Source organism: Xylella taiwanensis, from assembly GCF_013177435.1.
Taxonomy (GTDB): domain Bacteria; phylum Pseudomonadota; class Gammaproteobacteria; order Xanthomonadales; family Xanthomonadaceae; genus Xylella; species Xylella taiwanensis.
Window position 1 is genome coordinate 1473968 of sequence record NZ_CP053627.1, and the last position, 24592, is coordinate 1498559.

Here is a 24592-nt window from a genome sequence, read left to right on the forward strand (position 1 = left end):
ACTTGGGCTCATTGGAGTCACCTCAGAAAACGGAAAATAAAGCACGAAAGGACAGCGTGCCTCTTTCACAAACGTTTATTTCGGGGCGAGTTCACCGTACCAATAGGAAGAGGTAACCCCACCATCAATAAGGAAGTCACTACCCGTGATAAACGCACCATCTGGCCCCATGAGGAATGCCCCCAGCGTTCCGATTTCATCCGGTGTTCCCGCGCGGCCGGTTGGAGATAGCTCAATCATGCGTCGATAGCCCTCACCGCGAGGGCCTGTCAGTTCGTCCTTAGCCAGCGGCGTGATGACAATGCCTGGACTGATTGTATTGATCCGCGCCCCGCGTTTGCCCCACTTCACTGCTTCGGCCATGACCCGTAACGCATTACCACGCTTGGATATCTGGTAAGCATGTAGTGAATCTGTCACTTGGTCAGACTGGAGCATCGGAAGTGACAACAATGCATCGGCTGGCGTCATTGCCAGGGCATTGTTCTGCTCGGCCGTCAGTGCTGGCAAGCGATGTCCGGATTGGGAAGAGATGACAACCCCGGAACCTCCTGACGAAATCACGTGACCGAACTCTTCCAGAACGACAGCGGTCCCATACAGATCGACCTTGAGGATAACGGCTGGAGGTGCTTGAGACGGGGAAACGCCAGCTGCGTGAATCATGCAGGTGACGTTGCCAAGCGTTGTCGCTACTTGAACAAGAGCATGAACCGACTCGCGTGAAGCAACATCCACCGTAGCTGTACTTACCTCGAATCCGGCTTCACCAAGCACTTGCGCTGCGGCACCGGCGTTTTCTGGGCACAGATCTGCCAGTAAAACATGTTTGCCGGTGCTAACCCTCCGTGCGATTGCCTGACCGATAGATCCGGCACCAATAACGACCGTAATGCTTTTCATAATTGGCCTCTCCTGCGTGAAGAAACAATTGGAGTGTCAATTTGATATATCCCCTAATATCACACCAGAGGGGGTGTGACCGATTGACACGCACCCTAAGAGTAATAAATTTCACGCTGACACTTCACACTTTGTGGAGGCCGTTTGGCAGGTCAATGCATTGGTTATGTTCGGATCAGCAGCTTTGACCAGAACCCAGAACGGCACTTGGATGCTGTCCAGGGAGATCGTGTCTTTACCGATAAGACGTCGGTCAAGGACACCCATCGACCACAACTCGACACGCTACTGTCTTTCGTGCGCGATAGAGACATGGTGGTGGTGCACAGCATGGATCGCGTGGCGCGTAACCTGAGCTGAGCAAGCGCGGCGTCCGCATCGCCTTCCTCAAGGAAGGCTTGAGTTTCACCGGCGAGGACTCGCCGATGGCCAACCTGGGCGATCATCCGTGCCAACCGGTGTATCTACGATACCCAACACCACGCAGGCCCTGATCGACCAGATCGCGATGATCCTGCCGCATATGAAGATTACCGAATTGCTGCTCGCGCACCTGAAATCGGGCGACTTGGCAAAGACAAGCACCTAGTGCTAACCACGATTGTGGCCAACGCGATTCTCAGCACGACCTACACCAAGCTGGCTTGGCACATCCACGAGGAAACCTACGCGGTGGTGCTGGCCGAGCTGCTCAAGACACAGTTTCGGCATCCTTCCGCAGAGCACAGGGAAGACGGCACCTGTTTCATCCTCGGATGGCTAGAGCTTCCGTACTGACAACAAGGCTGAGAACAACCCGAAACAGCAGCTCTTCGCCGTTCCACACCAAGGTCGTGAACATCGGGGTGCGCGACTGGACCTACGTGCTCGACGGTCTGCTGTATTACGAATCCGATCTGCGGATCGAAGCGCACTACACCAACACGGCGAACTTCACTAATCACGTCTTCGGGCTCATGCACCTGCTGGGCTTCCACTTCACGCCGCACATTCGCAACCTGGGCGACACCACGCTCTATATTCCCAAGGGCGACGCCGCCTATGGCGCGCTCAAGCCGATAATCGGTGGCACGCTCAACATCAAACACGTCCGCGCCCATTGGGACGAAATCCTGCGGCTGGCCACCTCGATCAAGCAGGATAAGGTGACGGCCTCACTGATGCTCAGCAAGTTCAGCAACTCTCCGCGCCAGAGCGGTTTGGCCGTCGCCCTGTGCAAGCTGGGCCACATCGAGCGCACGCTGTTCATCCTGGACTGGCTGCAACGCGTCGAATTCGACACCGCGTGTACGCCGGGGGAGGCTCGCAACATGCTGGCCTGTACCTTGTGCTTCCACCACCTTAGCGAAATCCGCGACCGCAGTTTCGAGCAGCAGCACTACTGGGCCAGTAACCTCAACCTGGTGACGGCGGCCATCGTGTTATGGAACACGGTCTATCTGAAACGGCCTGGACATGCCCTGCGTAGCCGCAGCCAAACCGTCCATGATGCCCTGTTGCAGTACCTGTCGCCGCTTGGCTAGGAGCACATCAATCTGAATCGTGATGACCTGTGGCGCAGCAGCGCCAAGATCGGCGCCGGCAAGTTCAGGCCACTCCGGCCGCTGCAATCAGTTCAGCGTGCTTTATTTTCCGTTTTCTGAGGCGATCCCTCACTGTTCCATTGCTCCCAGCCTTGAGCCGTTCCTACTCCACAACAACCGGAATTCTGCCGATCCGGGCCCGCCACTCACGCGGCCCAGTTTTGTGTACAGACTCGCCACTGGCATCAACCGCCACTGTCACTGGCATCTCCTTGACCTCAAACTCATAAATTGCCTCCATGCCCAGGTCTTCAAAAGCTAGCATCCTGCTGGCCTTGATCGCCTTGGAGACCAGATAAGCCGAACCACCCACCGCCATCAAATACACGGCTTTGTTGTCACGGATTGCATCGATCGCTGCCGGGCCGCGCTCGGCCTTGCCCACCATACCGAGCAGCCCAGCCTGCTCCAGCATTTGACGCGTGAACTTATCCATGCGCGTGGCGGTGGTTGGACCCGCAGGGCCGACCACTTCATCACGCACCGGATCAACCGGACCCACGTAATAGATAAAGCGATTCGTGAAATCGACCGGCAATGTCTCCCCCTTGTTGAGCATGTCGACGATGCGCTTGTGCGCAGCATCGCGGCCCGTCAGCAACTTACCGCTGAGCAGCAACACCTCACCTGGTTTGAACTGAGCAACCTCATCCCTGGTAATAGTATTCAGATTCACCTGGCGTGCGCTTTGCGGGAGATAGCTCAACTTAGGCCAATCCTCCAATGACGGCGGCTCCAGCGCAACTGGACCGCTGCCGTCCAATGTGAAATGTGCATGGCGGGTGGCCGCACAATTGGGGATCATCGCTACCGGCAAATTGGCGGCATGTGTCGGATAATCCTTGACTTTGATATCCAGTACCGTCGTCAAACCACCCAACCCCTGAGCACCAATCCCCAAAGCATTGACCTTCTCGTACAGCTCCAAGCGTAATTCTTCGGCACGGTTGGAAGGGCCACGCAGCATTAAATCCTGGATGTTAATCGGTTCCATCAACGCCTCCTTGGCGAGCAGCATCGCTTTCTCAGCCGTACCGCCGATACCGATACCGAGCATCCCTGGCGGGCACCAGCCAGCCCCCATAGTCGGCACCGTGTTGAGCACCCAATCAACAATGGAATCTGATGGATTCAGCATTGTAAATTTGCTCTTAGCTTCCGAGCCGCCGCCCTTGGCAGCAACAATCACTTCAACATGTTCCCCAGAAACGACCTTGACGTTGACCACCGCTGGCGTATTGTCCCTCGTGTTCCGGCGCTTGCCGGCGGGATCGGCAAGCACTGACGCACGCAGCGTGTTATCCGGATGACGATAAGCACGGCGGACCCCCTCGTTCACCATGTCTTCCACATCCATCGTGACATCGTCCCAACGCACATGCATGCCGATCTTAAGGAACACCGTGACGATGCCCGTATCTTGGCAAATCGGGCGGCGACCCTCTGCACACATGCGTGAGTTAATCAAGATCTGTGCCATCGCATCTTTAGCAGCGGGCGACTCCTCGCGCTCGTAAGCCAAAGCAAGATTCTTGATGTAATCGACCGGATGGTAGTAGCTGATGTACTGCAATGCATCGGCGACGGATTGGATAAAGTCTTCTTGTTTAATCAATGACACCGGCTGGCTCTTAGTTGCTGACTAAAAAACGTTGCCATTGTAAGGCCCCTGAATACATCTCCGGACATGAAACTCTGAAAGAAACACCGGCAATGGAAGTGATCTCAAATAAAAATTGAGGATTAAAACCCAGGAACGCAGTGACACTGACTCCAGGGAACACCACAGTGATGCAACCATCGAGTGCTTTAACCTGACGCGGCCCAGATCGAAAACCGAGCAAAGCGATGTACTGAACACCCTTATCACCAAGCACATCATCGTTTTTTCTGACGCCCTGGTTCTGTAATGCTTAACACATTTCACACCTCATGCGGATTGTCAACATTCATCTAAATCGCAAATGTGTGGCAGTTGCCGTCCCAGCCACACTGAGCAGGATGACAATCAATCACCTGCAGCAGTGGATTCAACCTACCCCGCCTCAGCCTGATACTTGCCTGCATAAAATTCCACCTCATAACCACAGGGAAAAGACCACGGTCCGCCCTACTGAAACCGCTTGCCTCCCTACCCTGCCCTTGAATAGGAAGACATTACAGCTCCTCCTCACTGCCCCTCACCAAACCGGCATACTGCAAGATTGCCGTCCACTATCAGCACTTGGATCGGTAAAGATCAGAAAACCGCATTTATTGCAGTGGATTGCCGATTGTCACGCGGTTGACGTTATGCCAAGCCATCGCAACCAACACCACGCCCCGACCATTGACACCGTCAATCCCTTCCCTGCAAGCATTGCTGGACCAGCAGCCATCGGATCTAGTACTTAACTTGCTAGGCAAGAAAAACTCACATCATTTTCATAACGAAATTCAAATACCACCATACCGCAGATTTACTGATGCTCTATCAACTGGCACTCGTGCTGTCAGCTTCCTTTCTCTTTATTTTATTTTCAATATTATCAAGAATATTAAAAGAGCGAATATTGATCAACTCACTTTATTATTAGATTGTCATAAGTGATAAAACCACATCGGTAACACTGCTCTCCACTTCAAGCACACTCAATTTTTCAAATGCATCTTAATCATTTATGGGATTTAATTATATCCTGCATTTTCAAGAATAAAATAAAAAATCAAAATGCAGAGTAACTCTCTACCTTAGATTTAACCGCATCAAACTTAAGCGGATACTCCTATGAAGCAACCCAAAAATATCTTTATAATTTAAAGAAAAAATACCGCAACAAGAATAAAATAATCTCAAGCCTATCTGTAAACAGTGCTATTCGAACAACATCCGAATCGCAACCCCTTACTCCGACAAGAACATAACCGTATTCACTGATACAAAATCGTGCGCTCCAGATGGCTCAGTGTGATTGGCATTGACGCCCGGAAAGGTCGGTTAACGCGCATTCCAGCACTGGATCGCGATCAGCACGGACATCGCTTAAAGTTTTCCATTTTTTTACATCGGGGATGACGCCATCCCCCTCAAGCGGCTTCCCTCCCGGATCAAGTAAATTTGCATCCGGAATTTGTATATAAGAACCGTCAGTAAGTCTGAAAAAATGGGATACGAACACCTGCCCCGACGATTGGGCACCGTAAACACGGGCACGATGATAAAATTGCAGAGTTCTTGCCGCTATTTCAGCAGCACTTGCAGAGGCGAGACCAATTAAGACGGCCAGTGGCTTGTCAGTGGGAGGATATCCGGAAGGGATGTTTATTGCATTGGTTTTTTTGGCAGTTACTTCTGTTGCCATTCGGGTCCCTGATGGCAAAAATCCAGCCAGTAACTGCAATACGGCGATGCTTGAACCTCCGGTGTTGTAGCGCAAATCGAGCACAATGGCTGTTGCAGGTGTCTTTTGTATTTCTTTCAATACCCAGCGCGTGTTTTCATCGGTCATCTCATTGAATGTGAGGACAAGTGTTCGACCGACCAGCTGTGCTGAACGCTGTTCCCAAAAGTGACTCAATTGGGGAATTTCCTTATCAATGGAGAAAGTGACTTTCCTATCATCGGGTAGGATCATTTTATATGTTGAATTTGTTTTTATTACTTTTTTTCCGCCGATATTTTCAGGCCCTGCTTTAATGTTGGTACCCGCCCCCATGATGGAACCGATTTCAACGCCCGCCTTATCCGCCTCTGAATCTTTAATAATATCAATGACTTTGGTATTTGACAGGCGAGGCGGCGTCATCACGGTTCCTAAAGGAATATAATGCAACCGTGTCACCGATGAATTCCTATCTTCGATCACTGCTTTGAGCGCTTGGAGATCTGCCTGGTCTAAGCGCTCTAAGCGCAGCTCATGATCGACCGTGTTTACCGCCGTACGCCGAGCGCCAAGAAGCTTCGCCGGGAGGGTGAACTCAAATTCTTTTTTTGCCCCTGCTTTATTGATGTGATAACAATGGAACCGGGCCGCCTGATCGGCAGTATCTATACTTTCCAGAAAAATACGGTCGCCCACACGGACCCCATGCGCATACAGCGGGGACCAGGTCTCCAGAGACAGTACTCTTGAAGTCCGGAATAACATATCCTGCGCTAGCGCCATCCCTGATATATCACGCAATTCTGGGGAATAATTTGCCAACACGGCTCCCTTCTTTATGTCTTCTGAAACCATAAAAGCTGGCAAGTGCTTCAAATGGGACACCTCAAGAACTGACAGCATGTTGTTAATGATGGGAGAGGTCTTTTGCCCATCCCAATCGAACCACGGCAGCTCCTTTTTATACGTCGCCAGGACGGCTGGCCAGTCAAAGCCGCCAAACGTTCTGTCGTAATAGAATTCATCCACTTTTTTCCAGGCATACAATAGCCTGGAGTGCGGTAGCCTGGGATATAAAACATATACAGCCATCGCAAAGAATGACAATATCACAACAGACAGCATCAAGATGACTATTTTTTTTATTCCAGTATTTATCTTCATCCAATGTTCCTATATGTCCAGAAATAAACTTTTAACGTAACGATCGTTTACGAGCCTGCCATTCCAAATCCAATCACAGCATGTTACGGAGGTTTTGAGGCGTAAGTTTTTCGAATCAGCGTTCTGAATAAACTTGGAAAACAGCCTGCTCGCTACGGAGGCTATGGTGAATCTTACATTAATTGCATTATCAATCACCTTGCAGCTTATCGATATTCCATGAAGTAAATATCATCTCCGTTCAACCATCGCAATTTTATATTTCTCAGGATACTTGCCTCAAATGACCTGAGCGGTAAACCACTCAGGTCAAAAAGCTAAGGTTACTTCACCATGTTATTCTTTGGAATGCGGGAGTTTACACGTCACACTAATATACTCGCCTCCTATATTACCCGAAGCAAACCTGCCACCAATCGCACTCCCGGAAAATGATCCTGAAAATGTACTTGTTGAGAATGATCCACCGTGGCTTATACAAATTTCCGCGAGAGTTTCGTATGGGATAACACCTCTGTTGGGATTTATGGGATCTGGTACCGGCTCTGGTTTCGGCTCTATTCTATAGATCAGTCTCCTAGCACCAGCCACTAACGAAAGCTCTTCAACATTAAGATCACGCGTTGTTATCACTCCATCGTATTAAGGGTTTTTACCCGGGTCCGCCTGTCTGGTGAGCTGATGCGCCTCAGAGGCGCATTGGTACCAGTCGGGCACGCGGAATTAAATGGCATAAAATGTGATTTCAATGTGAAATAAAAGTGAAAATTAACGAATATTTCGCTCGGGCTGATTCATTGAACGGCCACCGCTTTTAGCGCGGAGCGTGCTGGATGAATGAAGGGATTGATTTGTCAGTATTTCTAGCATCTCTATGGGTGACGTCATGCATTGAGGATGCTGGTGTGGATGTGCGATGCGTTGCACCGTGCCCGTATGTCAAGCAACACCACGGCAAAAACATTGCGCGGTATCGCTTGGTGGCATGCCGGGAAGGAAGGGTTTTTCTGCGTTTCTATCAAGGTCTTAGTGCTGTGCGTGCCATCCTGGTAGTGCATTAGGAAGTGCGGCCACTCGGTCCGGTGCATTCAGTACATGGCCCTTTGATCCCTTGCTGAAGGGAGGGGTCATGTGTAACGACCTTGTCGCATGGACGCATTTTTTCAGGTGTGGGCTCAGGTGCGGCAAGCATGTTGCGGGACGTTTTTCTGCAATGACTTGAGTGATTGTTCGTCGTGCTAACACGCATGCACTGAAGTATCCCGCTTATGCTGCATGTGGTTTATCCAAACGTTGTTTGGCACGATCGAATACCCCTCGTGACGATTGGCCATCCACATAGCATCGGGCATCGGGCATCGGGCAGACACCAGACACCAGACACCAGACACCAGACACCAGACACCAGACACCAGAAAGGTTAAGTTTCCCTCTCAGCTGTAGGTATTGCAGGATCACCAAGCACTGCTGTCGAGAGGTCTGCACACAGGCAAACCTCATGAAATGTGGAATATCTTTTAAATAAAATCAATTAGTTAATATGACCATGCGTATTGCAAGTTGGAACGTGAATTCACTCAAGGTGCGCCTGCCTCATGTGCAGCAGTGGCTGGTGGATGCCGCACCGGATGTGCTCGGTCTCCAGGAAACGAAATTGGAAGACCATCAATTCCCAGAAGAAGCGCTAGCCGCACTGGGCTATGTCTGTGTGTATGCCGGACAAAAAACTTACAACGGTGTTGCACTTCTGGCGCGCACGGCGCTGGAGAGCGTGCAAATCGGGATCCCGGGGTTTGAAGATGCGCAGCAACGGGTGATCGCCGCCACAGTGCATGGAATACGCATCGTCAATCTGTATGTGGTCAACGGCCAAGACGTTGGCACCGAAAAGTACGCGTACAAACTCCGTTGGCTGGACGCGGTGTACGCCTGGTTGGCACAGGAGCTGCGGCACCATCCGCGGCTGGTGGTGCTGGGTGACTTCAACATTGCTCCTGACGCACGGGACGTATACGACGCGGCGGTATGGAACGATGAGCATATTCTTACTTCAACGGCGGAACGCGCCGGACTCAGTCAGTTGTTGGCACTGGGCCTGCATGATGGCTTGCGCCTGCACACTCAGGAGGCGGGGATGTTTAGTTGGTGGGACTACAGGCAAGCCAGCTTCCGCCGCAATTTAGGATTACGCATCGACCTCACGCTGATCTCCGAGGGCCTGCGGACGCAGGTCGCCGCCGCTGGGATCGACCGGGTCCCCAGAACCTGGGAACGGCCCAGTGATCACGCTCCGGCGTGGCTTGAATTAACTGCGGCGGTGTCTTAACCATGCGGTGTCCTGCATTCCCGGAAAACACCCCATGTCGGCCAGCCTCTTGAGCACGATGCTTGGTTCAATAGGTCGGTTCAATATCGCTGCCGGACAACCTGGCAGCGTCAGGCCGGCACTATCTCGGAGGAGACATGTCCGGAGACATCGTGAACGGGTGGTGCTGCTGACCAGCACACCAGGCCGCTTGATGATCAATGCAATGAGGCCTATCTCCATTGTTGACGTACCGCCCGCAGCATCTGGGTCCCAGCTCCATGCGTGGCAAGGCGAATGGGATCTGCGTGACCGACCACGCCTTGATTTCATGCAAGCCCGGTAAGAACCGTGGGTGAGCACACGTGGCAATGGGGCGCAGTGCAGGTATGGCTTCACGCGCACCAACGTGGTGAGCGCGGTGAGCCGCAAGCGCGTCTCGTCTTCGGTAAGGTGTTGGGGTGGGCGCCAGATGCACTGCCGTTACGTCGGGATGCGCGCGGCCGCCCACGGTTTACCTCTCCCCTGTCAGGCTGGGATATCAGTTGGAGTCATAGCGGCGACTATTTGCTGCTTGCCCTCGGTCATGGAGGATGTCTTGGTGTGGACTTGGAGCGTGAACGCTCACGGCCACAGTTGCTCGATCTGGCACAGCGTTTTTTCCATCCCAGCGAAACAGCGGTGCTACACACGCTGGATGTGCCAGCACAGCACGCGTTGTTCTTCCGCCTGTGGTGTGCCAAAGAAGCCATCCTGAAAGCGCACGGGGCTGGCATCGCCTTCGGCTTGCACCGCTTGCACTTAGCCGAACATAACGGACATCTGATTTTGGTCGAGTGCGACCCGGCGCTGGGCGCCGCCCCAGCTTGGACGTTATACGAATGGCAAGCCGCACCCGGTTATCGCGCGGCGTTAGCTTGGCATCCGTTTGCCACGGCAACCCCACGCAGCGATGTCTGATACGGATATCAATGTCTGCCTGAGCAGCGTATCGCAGGTTCCAGGGGCGGGATAACATGCCATCACGAGAAGCAAGCAGCATTGCAGGACACGGGAGTGACAGGATTCGGAACAGTTATCAATCGCCTGCTTAATAGCCTGCTGCTGGGTGCCCGATATAGGGCTCTCGATTTTTTACCGGGGCTTGTCCCGCAACGAAGCCAATTCACTGATGAACGATCCCTCTGTTTCTCCAGAAGTGACGGCCGATCTGGAATACGGTCTAGATGTTCTGGCACTGGACCGGGCCTGCACTGCGCCGCTGCTGGCTTATTTAGCACTGCTCATACGCTGGAACCGTACCTACAATCTGACCGCAATCCGCGATCCACGGGAAATGGTGGCGCGTCACCTGCTCGATTCGCTGGCGATACAGCGTTACGTGAGCGCGGCTCGCCTTGCCGACCTCGGCTCTGGACCTGGGCTACCTGGGATTCCGCTGGCCATCACTCGCCCGTCTCTACAGGTGACATTGGTAGAAAGTAACGGCAAAAAGGCACGCTTTCTGCGTGAGGTAGTGCATCAACTCGGTTTGAGCAATGCGCGCGTGTCTGAAGCGCGCGCTGAAGCATTGGACGAACCCATCATGTATGACCATCTCACGGCACGCGCCTTGGATACGTTAAACGGCATCATCGCGGTCGGTGGTCATCTCCTCAAGCCCGATGGGACCTTGCTGGCGATGAAGGGTGTCTATCCTCACGAGGAGATCGCCAGGTTGCCGGTTGGCTGGACTGTCGAAGCAGTACACCCTTTGCAGGTCCCCAAGCTCACCGGAACGCGGCACTTGGTGGTCGTGCGGAAGGGATAGCGCTTACCGCACATCCTCTGTTGATGTCGCCTTGTGTCTCAGCTGAAACTTGGCACGATGGCAGACACGTTTAAAGCGCCTTTGCGACTGCAACCACGTGTTCGGGTGTGATGTTGAAATGTTTGTACAACACATCGGCCGGGGCCGAGGCGCCAAACGTGTCGAGGCCAATCACGGCGCCATGCAACCCTACGTACTGCCACCAAAAACCAGTCACACCGGCTTCTATGGCCACACGTTTGTGGACTTGCGACGGTAGTACTGATTCACGGTAAGCGGCGTCCTGGCGGTTGAACACATTGGTCGAGGGCATCGACACCACCCGCGTCTTCAATCCCGCGGCATCAAGCATCTGCTTCGCTGCGACCGCGATGCTGACTTCCGAACCCGTCCCGATCAAGATGATGTCGGGGACGCTGTTTGCAGCATCGGCCAATACATAGCCGCCGCGTGCAATGTGCGCCACTTGCGCATCATGACGGGGCTGGTGCGGTAAGGTCTGACGGCTGAACACCAAGCAGCTCGGGCCGTTCTTGCGAGTGATCGCGGCCTTCCATGCCACTGCCGACTCAACCGCATCGCAGGGACGCCACACGTCATTGTTTGGGATATAACGCAACGCGGCCAAGTGTTCGACAGGCTGATGCGTTGGACCGTCCTCACCCAGTCCGATTGAATCGTGGGTGTAAACGTGAATCACATGGGCTGGGATCAATGCACTCATACGCACCGCGTTGCGTGCGTAATCACTAAACACGAGAAATGTAGCGTCAAAGGGGATGAAGCCACCATGCAACGCAAGTCCATTCGCGATCGCGCTCATGCCAAACTCACGCACGCCGTAGTAGGCATAGTTGGCGTTCGGGTTGTCGCCAACAACCGATTGACTCCCTTTCCACAACGTCAGATTAGAATGCGCCAAATCAGCCGAGCCTCCAATCAATTCAGGCAGCAGCGGTGCACATGTTTCGATGGCCATCTGGGATGCCTTACGGGAAGCAATGGACGGCCCCTCAGCTTGAATCTGAGTCATGTAGGCATCGAATTGGCTGAGAAAATCATCAGGCAATTCACCATGAGAACGCCGGGTCAATTCAATAGCTTCGTTCGGATATTGCCGAGCATATCTGTCGAACGCTTGCTCCCACTCTGCTTGACGTAGCATGCCAGCGCCGTTAGCACGCCAACCAGCGTAAATTTCGGAAGGAATCTCGAACGGACCGTATGGCCAATCCAACATCTTACGGGTGGCCTCCAGTTCCTCCTTGCCCAGTGGTGCACCGTGCGAAGCTTCTTTACCCGCTTTATTCGGCGAACCGAATCCGATCACCGTGCGGCAGCACAGCAACGAGGGCCTGCTCTCTTCGGCAAGGGCGGCTGCAATGGCGGCCTCGATTTGCTCCGCATCATGGCCATCGACATCGCGGACCACGTGCCAACCGTAAGCCTCAAATCGCGCCGGAGTGTCTTCGGTAAACCAACCCGCGGTATTGCCATCAATAGAAATCTGGTTGTTATCCCAGAAACAAATCAACTTACCTAAGTTCCAGGTACCTGCCAGCGCTGCAACCTCGTGTGAGATACCTTCCATGAGGCAGCCGTCGCCCATGAACACCCAAGTACGGTGATCGACAATGAGGTGTTCCGGACGGTTGTAGCGTTGCGCTAGAAGTTTTTCGGCCAGGGCAAAACCGACGGCGTTAGCAAACCCCTGACCAAGCGGGCCTGTCGTTGTTTCAACCCCTGGGGTCTCGCTACGCTCAGGATGACCAGCCGTCTTACTATGCAGCTGACGGAATCGCTTGAGTTCATCTAACGGCAGGTCATAGCCGCTTAAATGCAGCAACGCATACTGCAGCATCGAACCGTGACCGTTAGAGAGGACGAAGCGGTCGCGGTTAAACCAGTGCGGATTGTTCGGGTTATGGCGCAGGAAATCATTCCACAGCACTTCAGCAATATCAGCCATGCCCATCGGCATGCCGGGATGTCCAGAATGAGCGGCCTGCACCGCATCAGCGGCAAGGAAACGGATGGCGTTGGCCAACTGACGGCGTGTAGGTTGGGTCATGAGGCATCGGTGCTAAAGAAAGGGACATCGTGAAAATCGCACGATGTCCCGCTATTGTCCCACAGTGACATGATCGCGGATCAAGGCACACTGACTTGCATCAGACTAACGCTCGCCTTTGCACACCAACGTGGTCAACGCCAAATCGCCGGTCACATTCAATGCGGTACGGCACATGTCCAGGAAATGGTTTACTCCCAGGATCAGCCCAATCCCGATAGGATCAACGCCAACCATGGCACAGATCAGTGCCACCACCGGCAGCGAGCCGGACGGCACACCAGCGGTGCCGATGCCACCCAGGATACAGACGGCCATGACCATCGCTTGCTGAGTCAGGCTGAGGTCCACACCAAAAAATTGCGCCAGGAAGATCACGGTCACACCTTCGAACAACGCCGTACCGTTCTGATTGGCAGTCGCACCAACGGTCAGTACGAAGCGCGAAACCCGCTGTGGTAGACCCATCTCATCAGCGACGCGCAATGCGGTTGGCAAAGTGGCATTGCTGGAGGCGGTAGAGAACGCCATCAGTGTTGCTTCTTGAGTCTCGCGGAAAAAACGCAGCGGTGAACGCCCCGCCCACCATACTGCCAAACCATAGCTGACAAACATATGCAGCGCCAACGCCAGGACCACAACACCGACATAAGCCGCTAAGCGCATCAACAATTCGAAGCCGAATAGTGCTGTCAGATTGAACATAAAGCAGGCCACTGCATACGGTGCAAGACGGATCACTAACCCAATCAAGGTCATCGAAATCTCAAACACGCCCTCAATACCACGTTTGAGTGTCTCCACCTTGTCCTGCGGTGCCAGCACCATACCAACGCCAAACATAACCGCGAAGAACATCAGCGACAAAATGGCACCGTTGCTGGACGCTGCGGCGACCACGTTGTTCGGTACGATCGATAACAACATATCCATGCCATGGATCTGGGTGTCGGTGGAGGCGACGATCTCGCGGCTACGCTCCGCATTCTCGGTAAGCAACTGTTGCGCCAACTCCGGATCGACACCGATCCCTGGCTTAAGCACATTGACAAGCACCAGCCCCAGTAACACAGCCACGGATGACAGCACCACGGTATAACTCAGCGTGCGCCAACCGATACGGCCCAGTGCGCGGATGTCGCCCATTTCGGCTACACCAATCACCAGTGCCGAGAACAGCAAGGGCACAATCAGCATGAAGATCAGATTGAGGAACAACTTGGAAAACGGTGTGGTGAAATAATGGATGGCACGTTGTACCCAAATGGCATCAGCACCAGCCAAATAATGCGCAGCCAAGCCAATCAGCAGGCCACCAAGAAAACCTATGCTCATTTTCCAGTGCAGTGGCAAGCCGGAATGAGGAGAAGTAGCAAACGAAGTCATCAATTCTGGCCTCGGGGCAGATCAAAGCCAAGAGATTAGCAAACATTAACACCCCGACCATACTTGTGACCCCCATTCCAAATGGCAGAGTTATAAAAGCAGCTCGGCCATACGATAGACATCTCAGTGAACAAAGAACGCAGGACGCAACGCTAGCGGTCATGGTGCATAAATCGCGGTGGCTATCGCACAAGCTGCAGTGACGCAAAACAAGATCTGCCTACATCCAAATATTTCTTCTCACGGCGCAACACTGACTACTCAATGGCTGCCTCGTTTTACTCTACTATTCAATCAATTGAAACGCTGGTTGGCTGCGATCGACTAACGATCTCTCCGTATATACTCGCAAGATTGGATGCAGACCACCGCTGTCACCACACACCCTATCCCCAGAGCTAGCACAATCAAAGAAAAATTCAGAGCGTCAGCGGGCTAAGACGTCAGTCCTCTCTTCCAACACACTAACCGTCGCACTACTGTTCCAAGTGGTGTCCAGCCACTCAGACCTGCACGGCAATCGGACAACTCACTCCAGTGCCTCCCAAGCCGCAATAGCCGTTCGGATGTTTTGCAAGATATTGCTGGTGCTCATCCTCGGCATAGTAGAAAGGCGGTGCTGGATGGAGTATCTCTGTAGTAATCGCGTCGTAACCCGCCGCACTTAACTGTTGCTGGTAAACCTCTCGACTGGCTAATGCCGCAGTGTGTTGCTCAGACGTAGTGCAATAGATCACAGAACGGTACTGGGTACCAATGTCATTGCCCTGGCGCATCCCTTGGGTGGGATCATGGCATTCCCAAAATGCCTGCAACAAACGTTCAAATGAAATAACAGTGTGGTCATACACCACCAAGACCACCTCGGCATGACCCGTCTGCCCAGAACAGACTTCACGGTAAGTCGGATACGAGACTACACCGCCAGCATAACCAGCTGCTGTGCTGAATACTCCCGGCAATTGCCAGAACATACGCTCAGCACCCCAAAAACAACCCAATCCAAATTGGACCTGCGCCAAACCCAAGAAAACATCGCGTAGTGGATGGCCATTGACGTAATGGCGATTATGCAATGGCAGTGGTTCGGTACGTCCTGCCTGGGATCCATCAATGTGTGGTATACCCTGTTTGAAGGTTCCGATTTTCAGTATCACGGTACAACCTCCGATTGAATATGTTTCATGCTGCGAGGCGATGTCCAGGGACGCTTTCAAACCCGCTTAGACTTCAAGTTCAACGTTAGCCAGTACTCAGAGACTGAACTTAGAAGCATCCCCCCTCCGGCATTGTGGAACTGTGGTGATGAATGATTTTCCACTCTCCGGCACGCTTACTGTAAACGAAGGTGTAGCGTGCCTGGAGGTTACGTTTGCTGCCATCCTTGTTGGTTAAAGTGAAGGTATAGACGCCAGCATCCACGGCATTGTTCTCGTCAATCAGATGCGTTTTACGGTAGTTAACTTCTCCTTTTGGCTTAAGCTCCATGAACTTCTTAAAATAATCATAAATCTCAGCATGAGAGCTACGGACCTGATTAGATATCGTTGGCAACAGCACAGCATGTGGTGCGTACAACTCAACAACATTGCGTGGATTATCGGTGGCCAAGGCCGCATTCCAACGATCAAACAGCTGAGCAACTTCACGCACCTCACCGGCAGAAGGCAAGGGTGCGCTTCCTTTGTAGCACTTTGGATTACCTGCTAAAGCTGGTAATGCAAGGAATGAGAATAATAGAGAGAGCAAAATGCGATACACGGGAGACGACATCGATTATTTCTCCAAGTTAGAAAAAAGATTTAGCGTTCATCAAAGCGCTAAATCTATAGAAAATACATCAACGATCATTAGCACTCCAACTCAAGAATCATACACATGAAAAAATAAGAAACCCGTGTTCAATCTCAAACTATGATTTTCCAACACTCATGCTGCTTCGCATGAGCAATGCTGTAGTAAGTTTCAAGGAACAATGAACGTTAGATAGTATGATTCCAACTAAAGCGCATTACATAGCCAATGGGCCTTTCAATCCAGTAAAACCACTATTCCACACAAGGACACTTTGATAGAAGCAGTCTACTGTGCATTCACACATGCACTACGTCGTGACAATCCAGCACTACTAGCATCCTTATTCGCAGTGTTTCCAGATTGTGTCAATGAGTCTGCTGTGAAGTCGACACAAACTGATCTCTGTATCTCCCAAACATGTATGAAAAACACATGCTGGATTGCTACCACTTGGATTAACTAACCGAAATTGTACTTGCTGTGAAGTAAGTGATCATATCCAAACAGAAAATCTAAGCAGTGCCCGTGGTGACAACGACATGAGTAACTTGGCCTGTCACTGGAGGATTTGATTACCCACACACGATAGATCAGGAGGAGTAGCACGTTTTATGCCAGCAATCTATCCAGTATTAAACTTTAGAACATCAGTGCTGCATCAGCGATCTGCACTAAGGAATACGCAGACCAAAACAGGCGTACACCACAAAGGGCGAGCCAGCAAAGTCTGCTTCCCATTCCATTCAAAGATTACAATGCCCCATCATACCTTTATGAGGTGGTTGAACGCTTGCACCAACATATCAAAACCACAGTTCTTGGAAAGCGTTTCAAAGCAATCGCAGTACTCTTCTTCTATTCCCACAAAAATGAGTTGCAGATTCAATGTGGTGTTCGCAGTAACTTAATTAGCACTAGCACTAGCACTGTCACAACGACTCCGCAAATTGGCGACCAACACCAACCTATCACTCATGCACTCACCACGCACTTTGGATAGGTCGATCAGTACCTACTAAATATGATGAGCAAACTTCTATACGCTCACTACAATCCTTAGACATCGGTGGACTAAAAAATTGCATGACACGCCACTTGGTAGCTTTGACCATAGTAGCCAAAGGTGAATCGTGTTACAGCTGGGTGGAGTACCACGTCCCAATCGAACATCATACGTCGCCTATAAGGTGTTTCTGCGGAGTAAACTCGATAGCGGTAATGCAACTGAACCACTTCTAATGGATCGCATCGGTGGTGCTATCTTTGGACATACGCGGTTGCCAGCAATCGAACCTGCTGGATTTGTTACCCTTAAATCTATGTCTTTGCCTCGCACCTATTGGCTAACATCGACAGTTACCCTACATTGCGCTTGCCGACGGTGTCGGCAAGACCCAACCACCACTTGATTTATGGAACAGGACACCATGGCAAAAACCGCCAAGAATACGAGGGCTGCTCCGAAGAAAGCAGTGAAAAAACAAGCCGCTAAGCCGGCCACCATAAAACCGATCAAAGAAACATTGAGCAAATCTGCTTTGGTAACTCACTTAGCTGAATCCACAGCATTGGCGCCCAAGGACGTACGCACCTTGCTCGGAGCACTGGAGAATACCATTCACGCCTCATTGAATAAGAAGGGGATCGGCAGTTTCACCCTTCCTGGCCTGTTGAAGATCAGCACGGTCAATGTACCAGCCAAGCCAAAGCGCAAGGGAATCAACCCTTTTACCAAAGAAGAGCAATGGTTCGCCGCCAAGCCAGCTTCGGTGAAGATCAAGACCCGCCCTTTGAAAAAGCTTAAAGACGCAACACTTTGATGGCTCATCATCGATATCCGTAGTAAAACGATTGGGACGGCTGAGGTCGTCCCAATTTCATTAGCACGCTCCCCTGGCACTGCTATTTTTGTATATGAATTGTGCTCTAGTAGCCCCTGCGCGCCGCTAAACTATAGTCATTAGAGAAAGCTAAAAAAAACTTGATGCCAAGTTCAATATATACTGATCTATCCGAATATGGCTCATAAAATATAACAAGGCTAAATTACCTAACCACTTCATTGGATAGAATAAAACACATTAAATAGTGCGAGATTAAAAACCATATTTTTGACATCCTCTGGCATTGACATATTGTTTGTTGTATAAAAAACTCAGTATGCTCGGTACCGGTACGCTGCTAATGGATGAAGTACAGAAGTGGGTCGAATACGACTTGCCTCGCAAAATAATAGATCAAAGTTCGTTCATCCAGATAGAACGATGAATGGCCCGAACAGGTCATCCGTAGCGGGAACCTATCGACGGCATCGTATCGCTGGCACACCCGTTTGCATATGCGTTTCCCGATCGCGGCGAAACGAAGTCCGGCAAGGTCGACGAAGTCCAATACATCCTGATCGACTCTCAATGATCGTGCTCACGCACCAACAAGCACTTGAAGCATAAAAAATACCCGACCACAAACACTCGAACAGTTTGCAAGGTGGCTTAAGTATCAGGATGCCTTCTAAGAATGAATACGTATTACAGGCATTTGCAGTTGATCATTACCAAAGAAGAAGTCCTGGATATCTGGTGTATGCAGAATCGCATCACTCGACCTAGCTAAGCCGTTATTACTAAATGGCCAACAAGAACGATGTCCCCTTAAGTAGGGACGGTTAGATCCAACCCTACCAAGAGCATCATTGCACCACGCTTAAATCGAAAATGCATCAAAAATGTCGCTTGAGCAGCCACGCATGACCACAAAAAAATGTGAGTACATCTATAATTAATCAAGGTCTCTACAAAGGCGCTAGGAAACACATCAACCTTGAAAAGGTTGTAATGAGGATGAAAGAATCATATTTGCACGCATTCAAATTATGTAAAGTATCGATAAAGCATTCAAGCATCTCCTTGACTCGTATCCCCTTTATAGATCAGCTCCGAATCAAACTGCTATCGATCACTGATATCATGCAATCTCAACTTGCTTTGAATGTTTCCAGGTTTCAAAAAAAGATTGTGATTTTTTGAATGGACTTTCCGTAATGAGCTCACTAGTTGCAGCAAATACTATCTCGGCGATGATAAGTGGGCATCAACATAAATCATGCTGCCTTGACACCTTAGATAGATTACTTCAATTGAACATGACGCTCATGACAGCACCTTGTTAAACTTATCAGATGATTCCTCCACCCAATTATTCCTGGAGTTTTAAGTGATCTCGCGTACCGCCATTTTAGCTGCTGCCATTAGCTTGTCGCTTGCTGGCTGTTCTTCCAAAGAATCATCCACAATGCCCGAAAAAACTACCACCACACCCTCAGTGCCAGTCACCACCAATCCACTGCTAATTGTTAGTTCGTTACCGTTCCAGGCGCCACCTTTTGACAAGATCAAGGACAGCGATTATTTGCCCGCCTTCGAGGAGGGCATGAAGCAAGATCTGGCCGATGTCGTCAAGATTGCTGAAAACCTCGACAAACCGACCTTCGAGAACACCATCGAAGCGCTAGAGCGCAGCGGCACAACCTTGAATCGGGTCTCGAATATCTTCTTCGGTCTAGTACAAGCCGATACCAATGATGCGCGCCAAAAGATTCAGCAGGAAATCGCCCCCAAGTTGGCTGCACACCAAGATGAGATTTATTTGAATCCCAAGCTATTCAACCGAATCAAATCAGTTTATGACCAGCGTGACACGCTTAATTTGGATCCATTACAGAAACGCTTGGTCGAACGTGATTACGAAAAGTTCGTGCGCGCTGGGGCACAGTTGCCTGAAGCAGACAAAGCAACCTTGCGCAAACTCAACGTCGAAGAGAGCATGCTGTCTACACAGTTCCATACCAAGCTGGTCGCTGCCACAGCGAGCAGTGCTGTAGTGGTCGACGAAAAAAATAAGCTCGACGGACTGAGCGAAGGTGATATCGCTGCAGCGGCGGAAGCTGCCAAGGCACGTAAGTTCAACGACAAGTACGTGCTCGCATTGCAAAACACCACTCAACAACCTGTATTAGCTTCACTGAAGGACCGTGAGTTGCGTGCTCAGGTGCTACAAGCATCAGAAACCCGGACCGAGAAGGGCGACGCCAACGATACTCGCCAGATCGTGCAACGTCTGAGTCAGCTACGTGCGCAAAAAGCCAAATTACTAGGTTTCCCAAACTACGCTGCTTACAGCCTAGCCGATCAGATGGCAAAGACCCCTGATGCGGCAATGAAGCTACTGAACGATACAGTGCCCGCGGCGACTACGAAAGCACACAACGAAGCTGCCGAGATTCAGAAATTGATTGATACGCAACGCGTCAATACAAAAGAAAATCGCTTTAATTTCACCGCCTCTGACTGGAGCTTCTATGCGGAGCAGGTGCGCAAAGCAAAGTACAACCTGGACGAAGAGCAGATCAAACCATATTTTGAACTCGACAATGTGCTGCAAAACGGCGTGTTCTACGCGGCCAATCAACTATACGGACTCACTTTTAAAGAACGGAAAGATATACCCACTTACCATCCGGACATGAAGGTCTACGAGGTATTTGACCATGATGGCACCTCGTTGGCGCTGTTTTACACCGATTACTTCAAACGCGACAGTAAATCCGGTGGTGCGTGGATGGCCGAGTTAGTCGAACAAAATGGGCTTACCGGCACAAAACCTGTGGTCTACAACGTCTGCAACTTTACCAAACCGGCCCCAGGCCAGCCGGCGCTACTGAGCTTCAAAGACGTTATCACCCTCTTCCACGAATTCGGCCATGCACTGCACGGTATATTCTCGAAAGTGAAGTATCCTTCACTGGCAGGAACCTCACGCGACTTTGTCGAATTCCCGTCGCAATTCAACGAACATTGGGCCTCCGATCCAAAAGTGTTCGCACATTACGCCAAGCACTACCAAACCGGTGAGTCGATGCCACAGAGCTTGGTGGAAAGTATCCACAAGGCAAAAACGTTCAATCAGGGTTACATAACCACCGAGTACCTTTCAGCCGCGCTTCTCGACTTGGCTTGGCATACTCTGCCAGCAGATGTGCCACTACAGGATGTAGACAAATTCGAAGCCGACGCACTAAAGAAGTACAAGATCGATCTGAAAGAAGTGCCGCCACGCTATCGCACCAGCTATTTCGACCACATTTGGAGTGGCGGCTATTCGGGAAGCTACTACGCTTACTTCTGGTCTGAAGTGCTGAGTGACGACGCATTCGAGTGGTTTAAACAGCACGGTGGCCTAGACCGCAAGAACGGCGATATATTCCGCGACAAAATTCTCTCGCGTGGTAACAGCATCGAGCTGGGTGACTTGTATCGACAATTCCGAGGCCAGAATCCAAGTGTACAACCACTGTTGGAGAATCGTGGGTTGAAGTGAATGAACCTGTGTGTTCAGCAGAACGAGGTGGCATCGTCCATCTCGTTCTTATTTCTAATTTGCTCGGACGGTAAACTTGACCGCCTCAGTCAGAGTAAAAATGCGTAATGCTATAGTCTGAGTAAAAATGCATACCGCTATTAATCGCGCACTGGTAGGCAAACACTGAACCACGCGGAGTCATGGCTGGGAGATCATACATGTACGTAGTAAATCTGATATTTCCGTTTTTATACACCTGGTAGCGCATGAATTGCTGGATCGGTTTTCCATCATCGGAGACAGTAAAGTGTTCGTCCGAGAATGCCAATGTGCCATCGGCGGTGAGTCGATATGCTTGAATGTGTAAGCTACCACGCGTCTGACTAACCGGCGTCCCACTCTCTGGGATGCAGTTGGATAGTTTAATCGAAACTGAAACAGCATGACCAGTATCAAACGCTGCGAGAATTTCTGACTGCGTATTAAGGGATAACGGAAATGGCAGTGCCATGACCGAGGCTACAGGTACCAACGACAACAGCAATGTGCCAACAAAAGTAATGCGTATCATTGGGATACTTCCTCGAATTAAGTTGGACCGAGATAAAACAGACATCACGGATTTTAAAGAGTATATAAAACACATGATATTAGTATGTGAATTTTAAATTCATTATTTTTATTAATTAAAATGCATCACACTTCCGTTGTCATAAATATCTTTATTTTCTTAAAAAATAATAAAATATTATAATCTTAATGAAGAAAATACATTTCCATCACGATAGAAAATAAGCCATGCATTGGATGATGTTTATCTTTGATTGATGATCCGAGTCAAATAGTGAAAAAACATTCGGTAACAATGAACAATGATATCGACAAGTAAAGTACCAGCAAACCATCATTCATGAAGATACTGTTTGCTGAGGTCCAAGAACCATGTTTCTTATCTACTTGGCAAGACGTTCTCGTAGTTATGCAGCGACCAGCAACCTACCAGTCTCTTTGTCAGCCACATACACTGACTCCCCGTATAAAACACAGCGTATGGTTCATCGTCTTGCAGTTCAGTAATGAAGTAGTACACCGGAGGCAACCTCCAAATTATCGTCGACTAGAACTAAAAATAAGCATCGCTTTTAACCTTCTCGATTAATCGACAAATCATCGATGAATCATCACTAAAACTCTTCTCAAAGGATCATTAGACACACATCGAACTTTTGTCGCATGTGATAACTACCTACCTATTGCATTCTATCTCAATAATTATTATTTTCGATTTTTATATTTCTTTACTGTCGTTACACATTGCATGATAAACCTACGTTACTCGTAAGTCCTTGTGCTGGTGCAATGACACGATACGGTGCACCAAGCCAGGATGCGTACCAATTTAAAGAAAGAAAAATTGTGATTTGGAATGCAAAATAAAGTCAAACCAAACAACACTCATTCAAATACTCAGGATTCAGAGTTGCCAAAGGTCAGAGGCAATATAATAATTAAAGCTCTCTGGCTTACGTGTGGCTAGTGCTCATCATGACCGAACCCAAAACGCTTTCCGAATGGCTTACGTATATCGAGCAACAACATCCTCAGTCAATCTCGATGGGTCTGGAACGCGTGAGCGCAGTGGCTGAGTCCATGAGGTTGGGACGCCCAGCGCAGCATTGCATTGTAGTCGCCGGCACTAATGGCAAAGGGTCAACCGTGGCCTTCATTGAAGCGATCGCACGCGCAGCGGGCTGGAAAATCGGCGCCTACACCTCACCGCACCTGCTGCGCTACAACGAGCGAGTGCGTATTGATGGCAGAGAGGTGGACGATGCAATATTGGTAGAAGCTTTCTCTAGGATCGAAGCGGCGCGCAAGCAAACTGCACTGACCTCTTTTGAGTTTGGCACCCTGGCTGCCCTATGGTTATTTTCGCGCGTCGCGCTTGACTTGGCGATACTCGAAGTGGGATTAGGCGGACGCCAGGATGCAGTCAACTTAGTTGATGCTGATGTAGCTGTGATTACCACTGTGGACATCGACCATACCGATTGGCTCGGTAATGATCGCGAGACAATTGGTACAGAGAAGGCTGGCATTATTAGAAGTTGGAAGCCATTAGTGCTGGGTGAGGTCGACCCGCCATCGAGTGTGCTGCATCGCGCCTACTTACTTGGTGCCAATGCGATCCGCGCAGGCAGCGATTTTTTCTACGAACAGATCGATGAGCAGCATTGGCGCTGGCGGGATGTTTCGCTATGCATGGAGTTACCGTTGCCTACGCTGAGCGCACCGATACAGTTAGCCAATGCTGCCACCGCAATCGCTGCACTGCGCGCGCTCCCGCGGACCCTACCGCTTGTGGCCTGCGCCGACGGCGTAGTCGGAGCACAGATTGCCGGACGTCTGCAAGCATTCAAGATCGGGCCTATCGAGGTCCTGCTTGATGTCGGTCACAACCCACAAGCTGCAAGGGCACTCGCTTCGGCGCTGCGTACTCGGCTGATACCCAGTGGCGTTACGCATGCAGTCTATGCCGCTCTGGCCGACAAGGATGTGGTGGGAGTCGCTGCTGCATTGGCTGAGGTAGTGACACACTGGCACTTGGCTGGGCTGGACTGCGTACGTGGACAATCGGCTGAGTGTTTGGCCGGAAGGCTGGCACAGACATCTGTGGTACCGTCTAGCCTTTCTGGCAATGTTACCGAAGCATTACAGCATGCGTTACAAACTGCAGCCCCAGGTGATCGAGTGCTTGTATTCGGCTCGTTTTACACCGTAGCCGAAGCTTTGCTACTGCTTCATTCAGTTGACAAAAGTGCAGCATTGCCAGTGGACGTATAATCGGCAAGG

General features: G+C 50.7%; 16 protein-coding genes and 1 pseudogene. 8 read left to right on the top strand and 9 right to left on the bottom strand.

What is annotated here, in order from left to right; translation table 11 throughout:
* Positions 1 to 75: 75 nt before the first annotated feature.
* Complete coding sequence (locus tag PLS229_RS06480) at positions 76 to 903, bottom strand: SDR family oxidoreductase (protein ID WP_038271629.1); 828 nt, start codon at positions 901 to 903, stop codon at positions 76 to 78.
* Positions 904 to 1047: 144 nt separating this feature from the next.
* Here PLS229_RS06480 and PLS229_RS06485 point away from each other — a divergent pair, with 144 nt between their 5' ends.
* Both PLS229_RS06485 and PLS229_RS06490 read left to right on the top strand, forming a co-directional pair.
* A complete protein-coding gene (locus PLS229_RS06485; protein WP_051482349.1) occupies positions 1048 to 1263 on the top strand; it encodes a recombinase family protein in 216 nt (71 codons plus the stop codon).
* A gap of 103 nt (positions 1264 to 1366) precedes the next feature.
* Positions 1367 to 2546 (top strand): annotated as a pseudogene (locus PLS229_RS06490) (Tn3 family transposase); the annotation flags it as partial.
* A gap of 43 nt (positions 2547 to 2589) precedes the next feature.
* On the opposite strand, the gene PLS229_RS06495 reads toward PLS229_RS06490, so the two are convergent.
* From PLS229_RS06495 to PLS229_RS06505, 3 genes are all read right to left on the bottom strand, one after another.
* Positions 2590 to 4107, bottom strand: a complete 1518-nt coding sequence (locus tag PLS229_RS06495) for a fumarate hydratase (RefSeq protein WP_038271625.1) — start codon at positions 4105 to 4107, stop codon at positions 2590 to 2592.
* A gap of 10 nt (positions 4108 to 4117) precedes the next feature.
* Positions 4118 to 4363 carry a hypothetical protein gene (locus tag PLS229_RS06500; RefSeq protein ID WP_038271623.1) on the bottom strand — a complete coding sequence of 82 codons (246 nt, stop codon included), beginning with the start codon at positions 4361 to 4363 and terminating at the stop codon, positions 4118 to 4120.
* A 1065-nt stretch (positions 4364 to 5428) separates the two neighbouring features.
* Positions 5429 to 7012: a S41 family peptidase gene (locus PLS229_RS06505; protein ID WP_038271621.1), complete on the bottom strand. Its 1584-nt coding sequence runs from the start codon at positions 7010 to 7012 to the stop codon at positions 5429 to 5431.
* Between the two features lie 1546 nt (positions 7013 to 8558).
* On the opposite strand from PLS229_RS06505, the gene xth reads away from it, so the two are divergent.
* From xth to rsmG, 3 genes are all read left to right on the top strand, one after another.
* Positions 8559 to 9338, top strand: a complete 780-nt coding sequence (gene xth / locus PLS229_RS06510; RefSeq protein ID WP_038271660.1) for an exodeoxyribonuclease III — start codon at positions 8559 to 8561, stop codon at positions 9336 to 9338.
* A 330-nt stretch (positions 9339 to 9668) separates the two neighbouring features.
* Positions 9669 to 10277 carry a 4'-phosphopantetheinyl transferase family protein gene (locus PLS229_RS06515; RefSeq protein ID WP_038271618.1) on the top strand — a complete coding sequence of 203 codons (609 nt, stop codon included), beginning with the start codon at positions 9669 to 9671 and terminating at the stop codon, positions 10275 to 10277.
* Positions 10278 to 10488: 211 nt separating this feature from the next.
* The gene (gene rsmG, locus PLS229_RS06520) at positions 10489 to 11127 is read left to right on the top strand and encodes a 16S rRNA (guanine(527)-N(7))-methyltransferase RsmG (RefSeq protein ID WP_038271616.1); all 639 of its coding nucleotides are present in this window, start codon (positions 10489 to 10491) and stop codon (positions 11125 to 11127) included.
* Between the two features lie 70 nt (positions 11128 to 11197).
* Here rsmG and tkt read toward each other — a convergent pair whose 3' ends face one another.
* The 4 genes from tkt to PLS229_RS06540 all read right to left on the bottom strand — a co-directional run bounded on the left by tkt (position 11198) and on the right by PLS229_RS06540 (position 16345).
* Entirely contained in the window at positions 11198 to 13198 is a 2001-nt protein-coding gene (gene tkt, locus PLS229_RS06525; protein WP_038271614.1) for a transketolase, read from the bottom strand.
* 105 nt (positions 13199 to 13303) lie between these two features.
* Positions 13304 to 14584, bottom strand: a complete 1281-nt coding sequence (locus PLS229_RS06530) for a dicarboxylate/amino acid:cation symporter (RefSeq protein ID WP_081755459.1) — start codon at positions 14582 to 14584, stop codon at positions 13304 to 13306.
* Between the two features lie 503 nt (positions 14585 to 15087).
* Positions 15088 to 15738, bottom strand: a complete 651-nt coding sequence (msrA, locus tag PLS229_RS06535; RefSeq protein ID WP_038271658.1) for a peptide-methionine (S)-S-oxide reductase MsrA — start codon at positions 15736 to 15738, stop codon at positions 15088 to 15090.
* Positions 15739 to 15850: 112 nt separating this feature from the next.
* Entirely contained in the window at positions 15851 to 16345 is a 495-nt protein-coding gene (locus tag PLS229_RS06540; RefSeq protein ID WP_038271655.1) for an SgcJ/EcaC family oxidoreductase, read from the bottom strand.
* Positions 16346 to 17808: 1463 nt separating this feature from the next.
* Between PLS229_RS06540 and PLS229_RS06545 the strand changes: the two genes are divergently transcribed.
* Positions 17809 to 18201, top strand: a complete 393-nt coding sequence (locus PLS229_RS06545; protein ID WP_038271652.1) for an HU family DNA-binding protein — start codon at positions 17809 to 17811, stop codon at positions 18199 to 18201.
* A 1396-nt stretch (positions 18202 to 19597) separates the two neighbouring features.
* The gene (gene dcp, locus PLS229_RS06550; RefSeq protein ID WP_038271650.1) at positions 19598 to 21757 is read left to right on the top strand and encodes a peptidyl-dipeptidase Dcp; all 2160 of its coding nucleotides are present in this window, start codon (positions 19598 to 19600) and stop codon (positions 21755 to 21757) included.
* Positions 21758 to 21842: 85 nt separating this feature from the next.
* On the opposite strand, the gene PLS229_RS06555 is transcribed toward dcp, so the two are convergent.
* Entirely contained in the window at positions 21843 to 22280 is a 438-nt protein-coding gene (locus PLS229_RS06555; protein WP_425511085.1) for a VirK family protein, read from the bottom strand.
* Between the two features lie 1004 nt (positions 22281 to 23284).
* Here PLS229_RS06555 and folC point away from each other — a divergent pair.
* Positions 23285 to 24583, top strand: a complete 1299-nt coding sequence (gene folC / locus PLS229_RS06560; protein WP_038271605.1) for a bifunctional tetrahydrofolate synthase/dihydrofolate synthase — start codon at positions 23285 to 23287, stop codon at positions 24581 to 24583.
* The last annotated feature ends 9 nt before the right edge of the window (positions 24584 to 24592 follow it).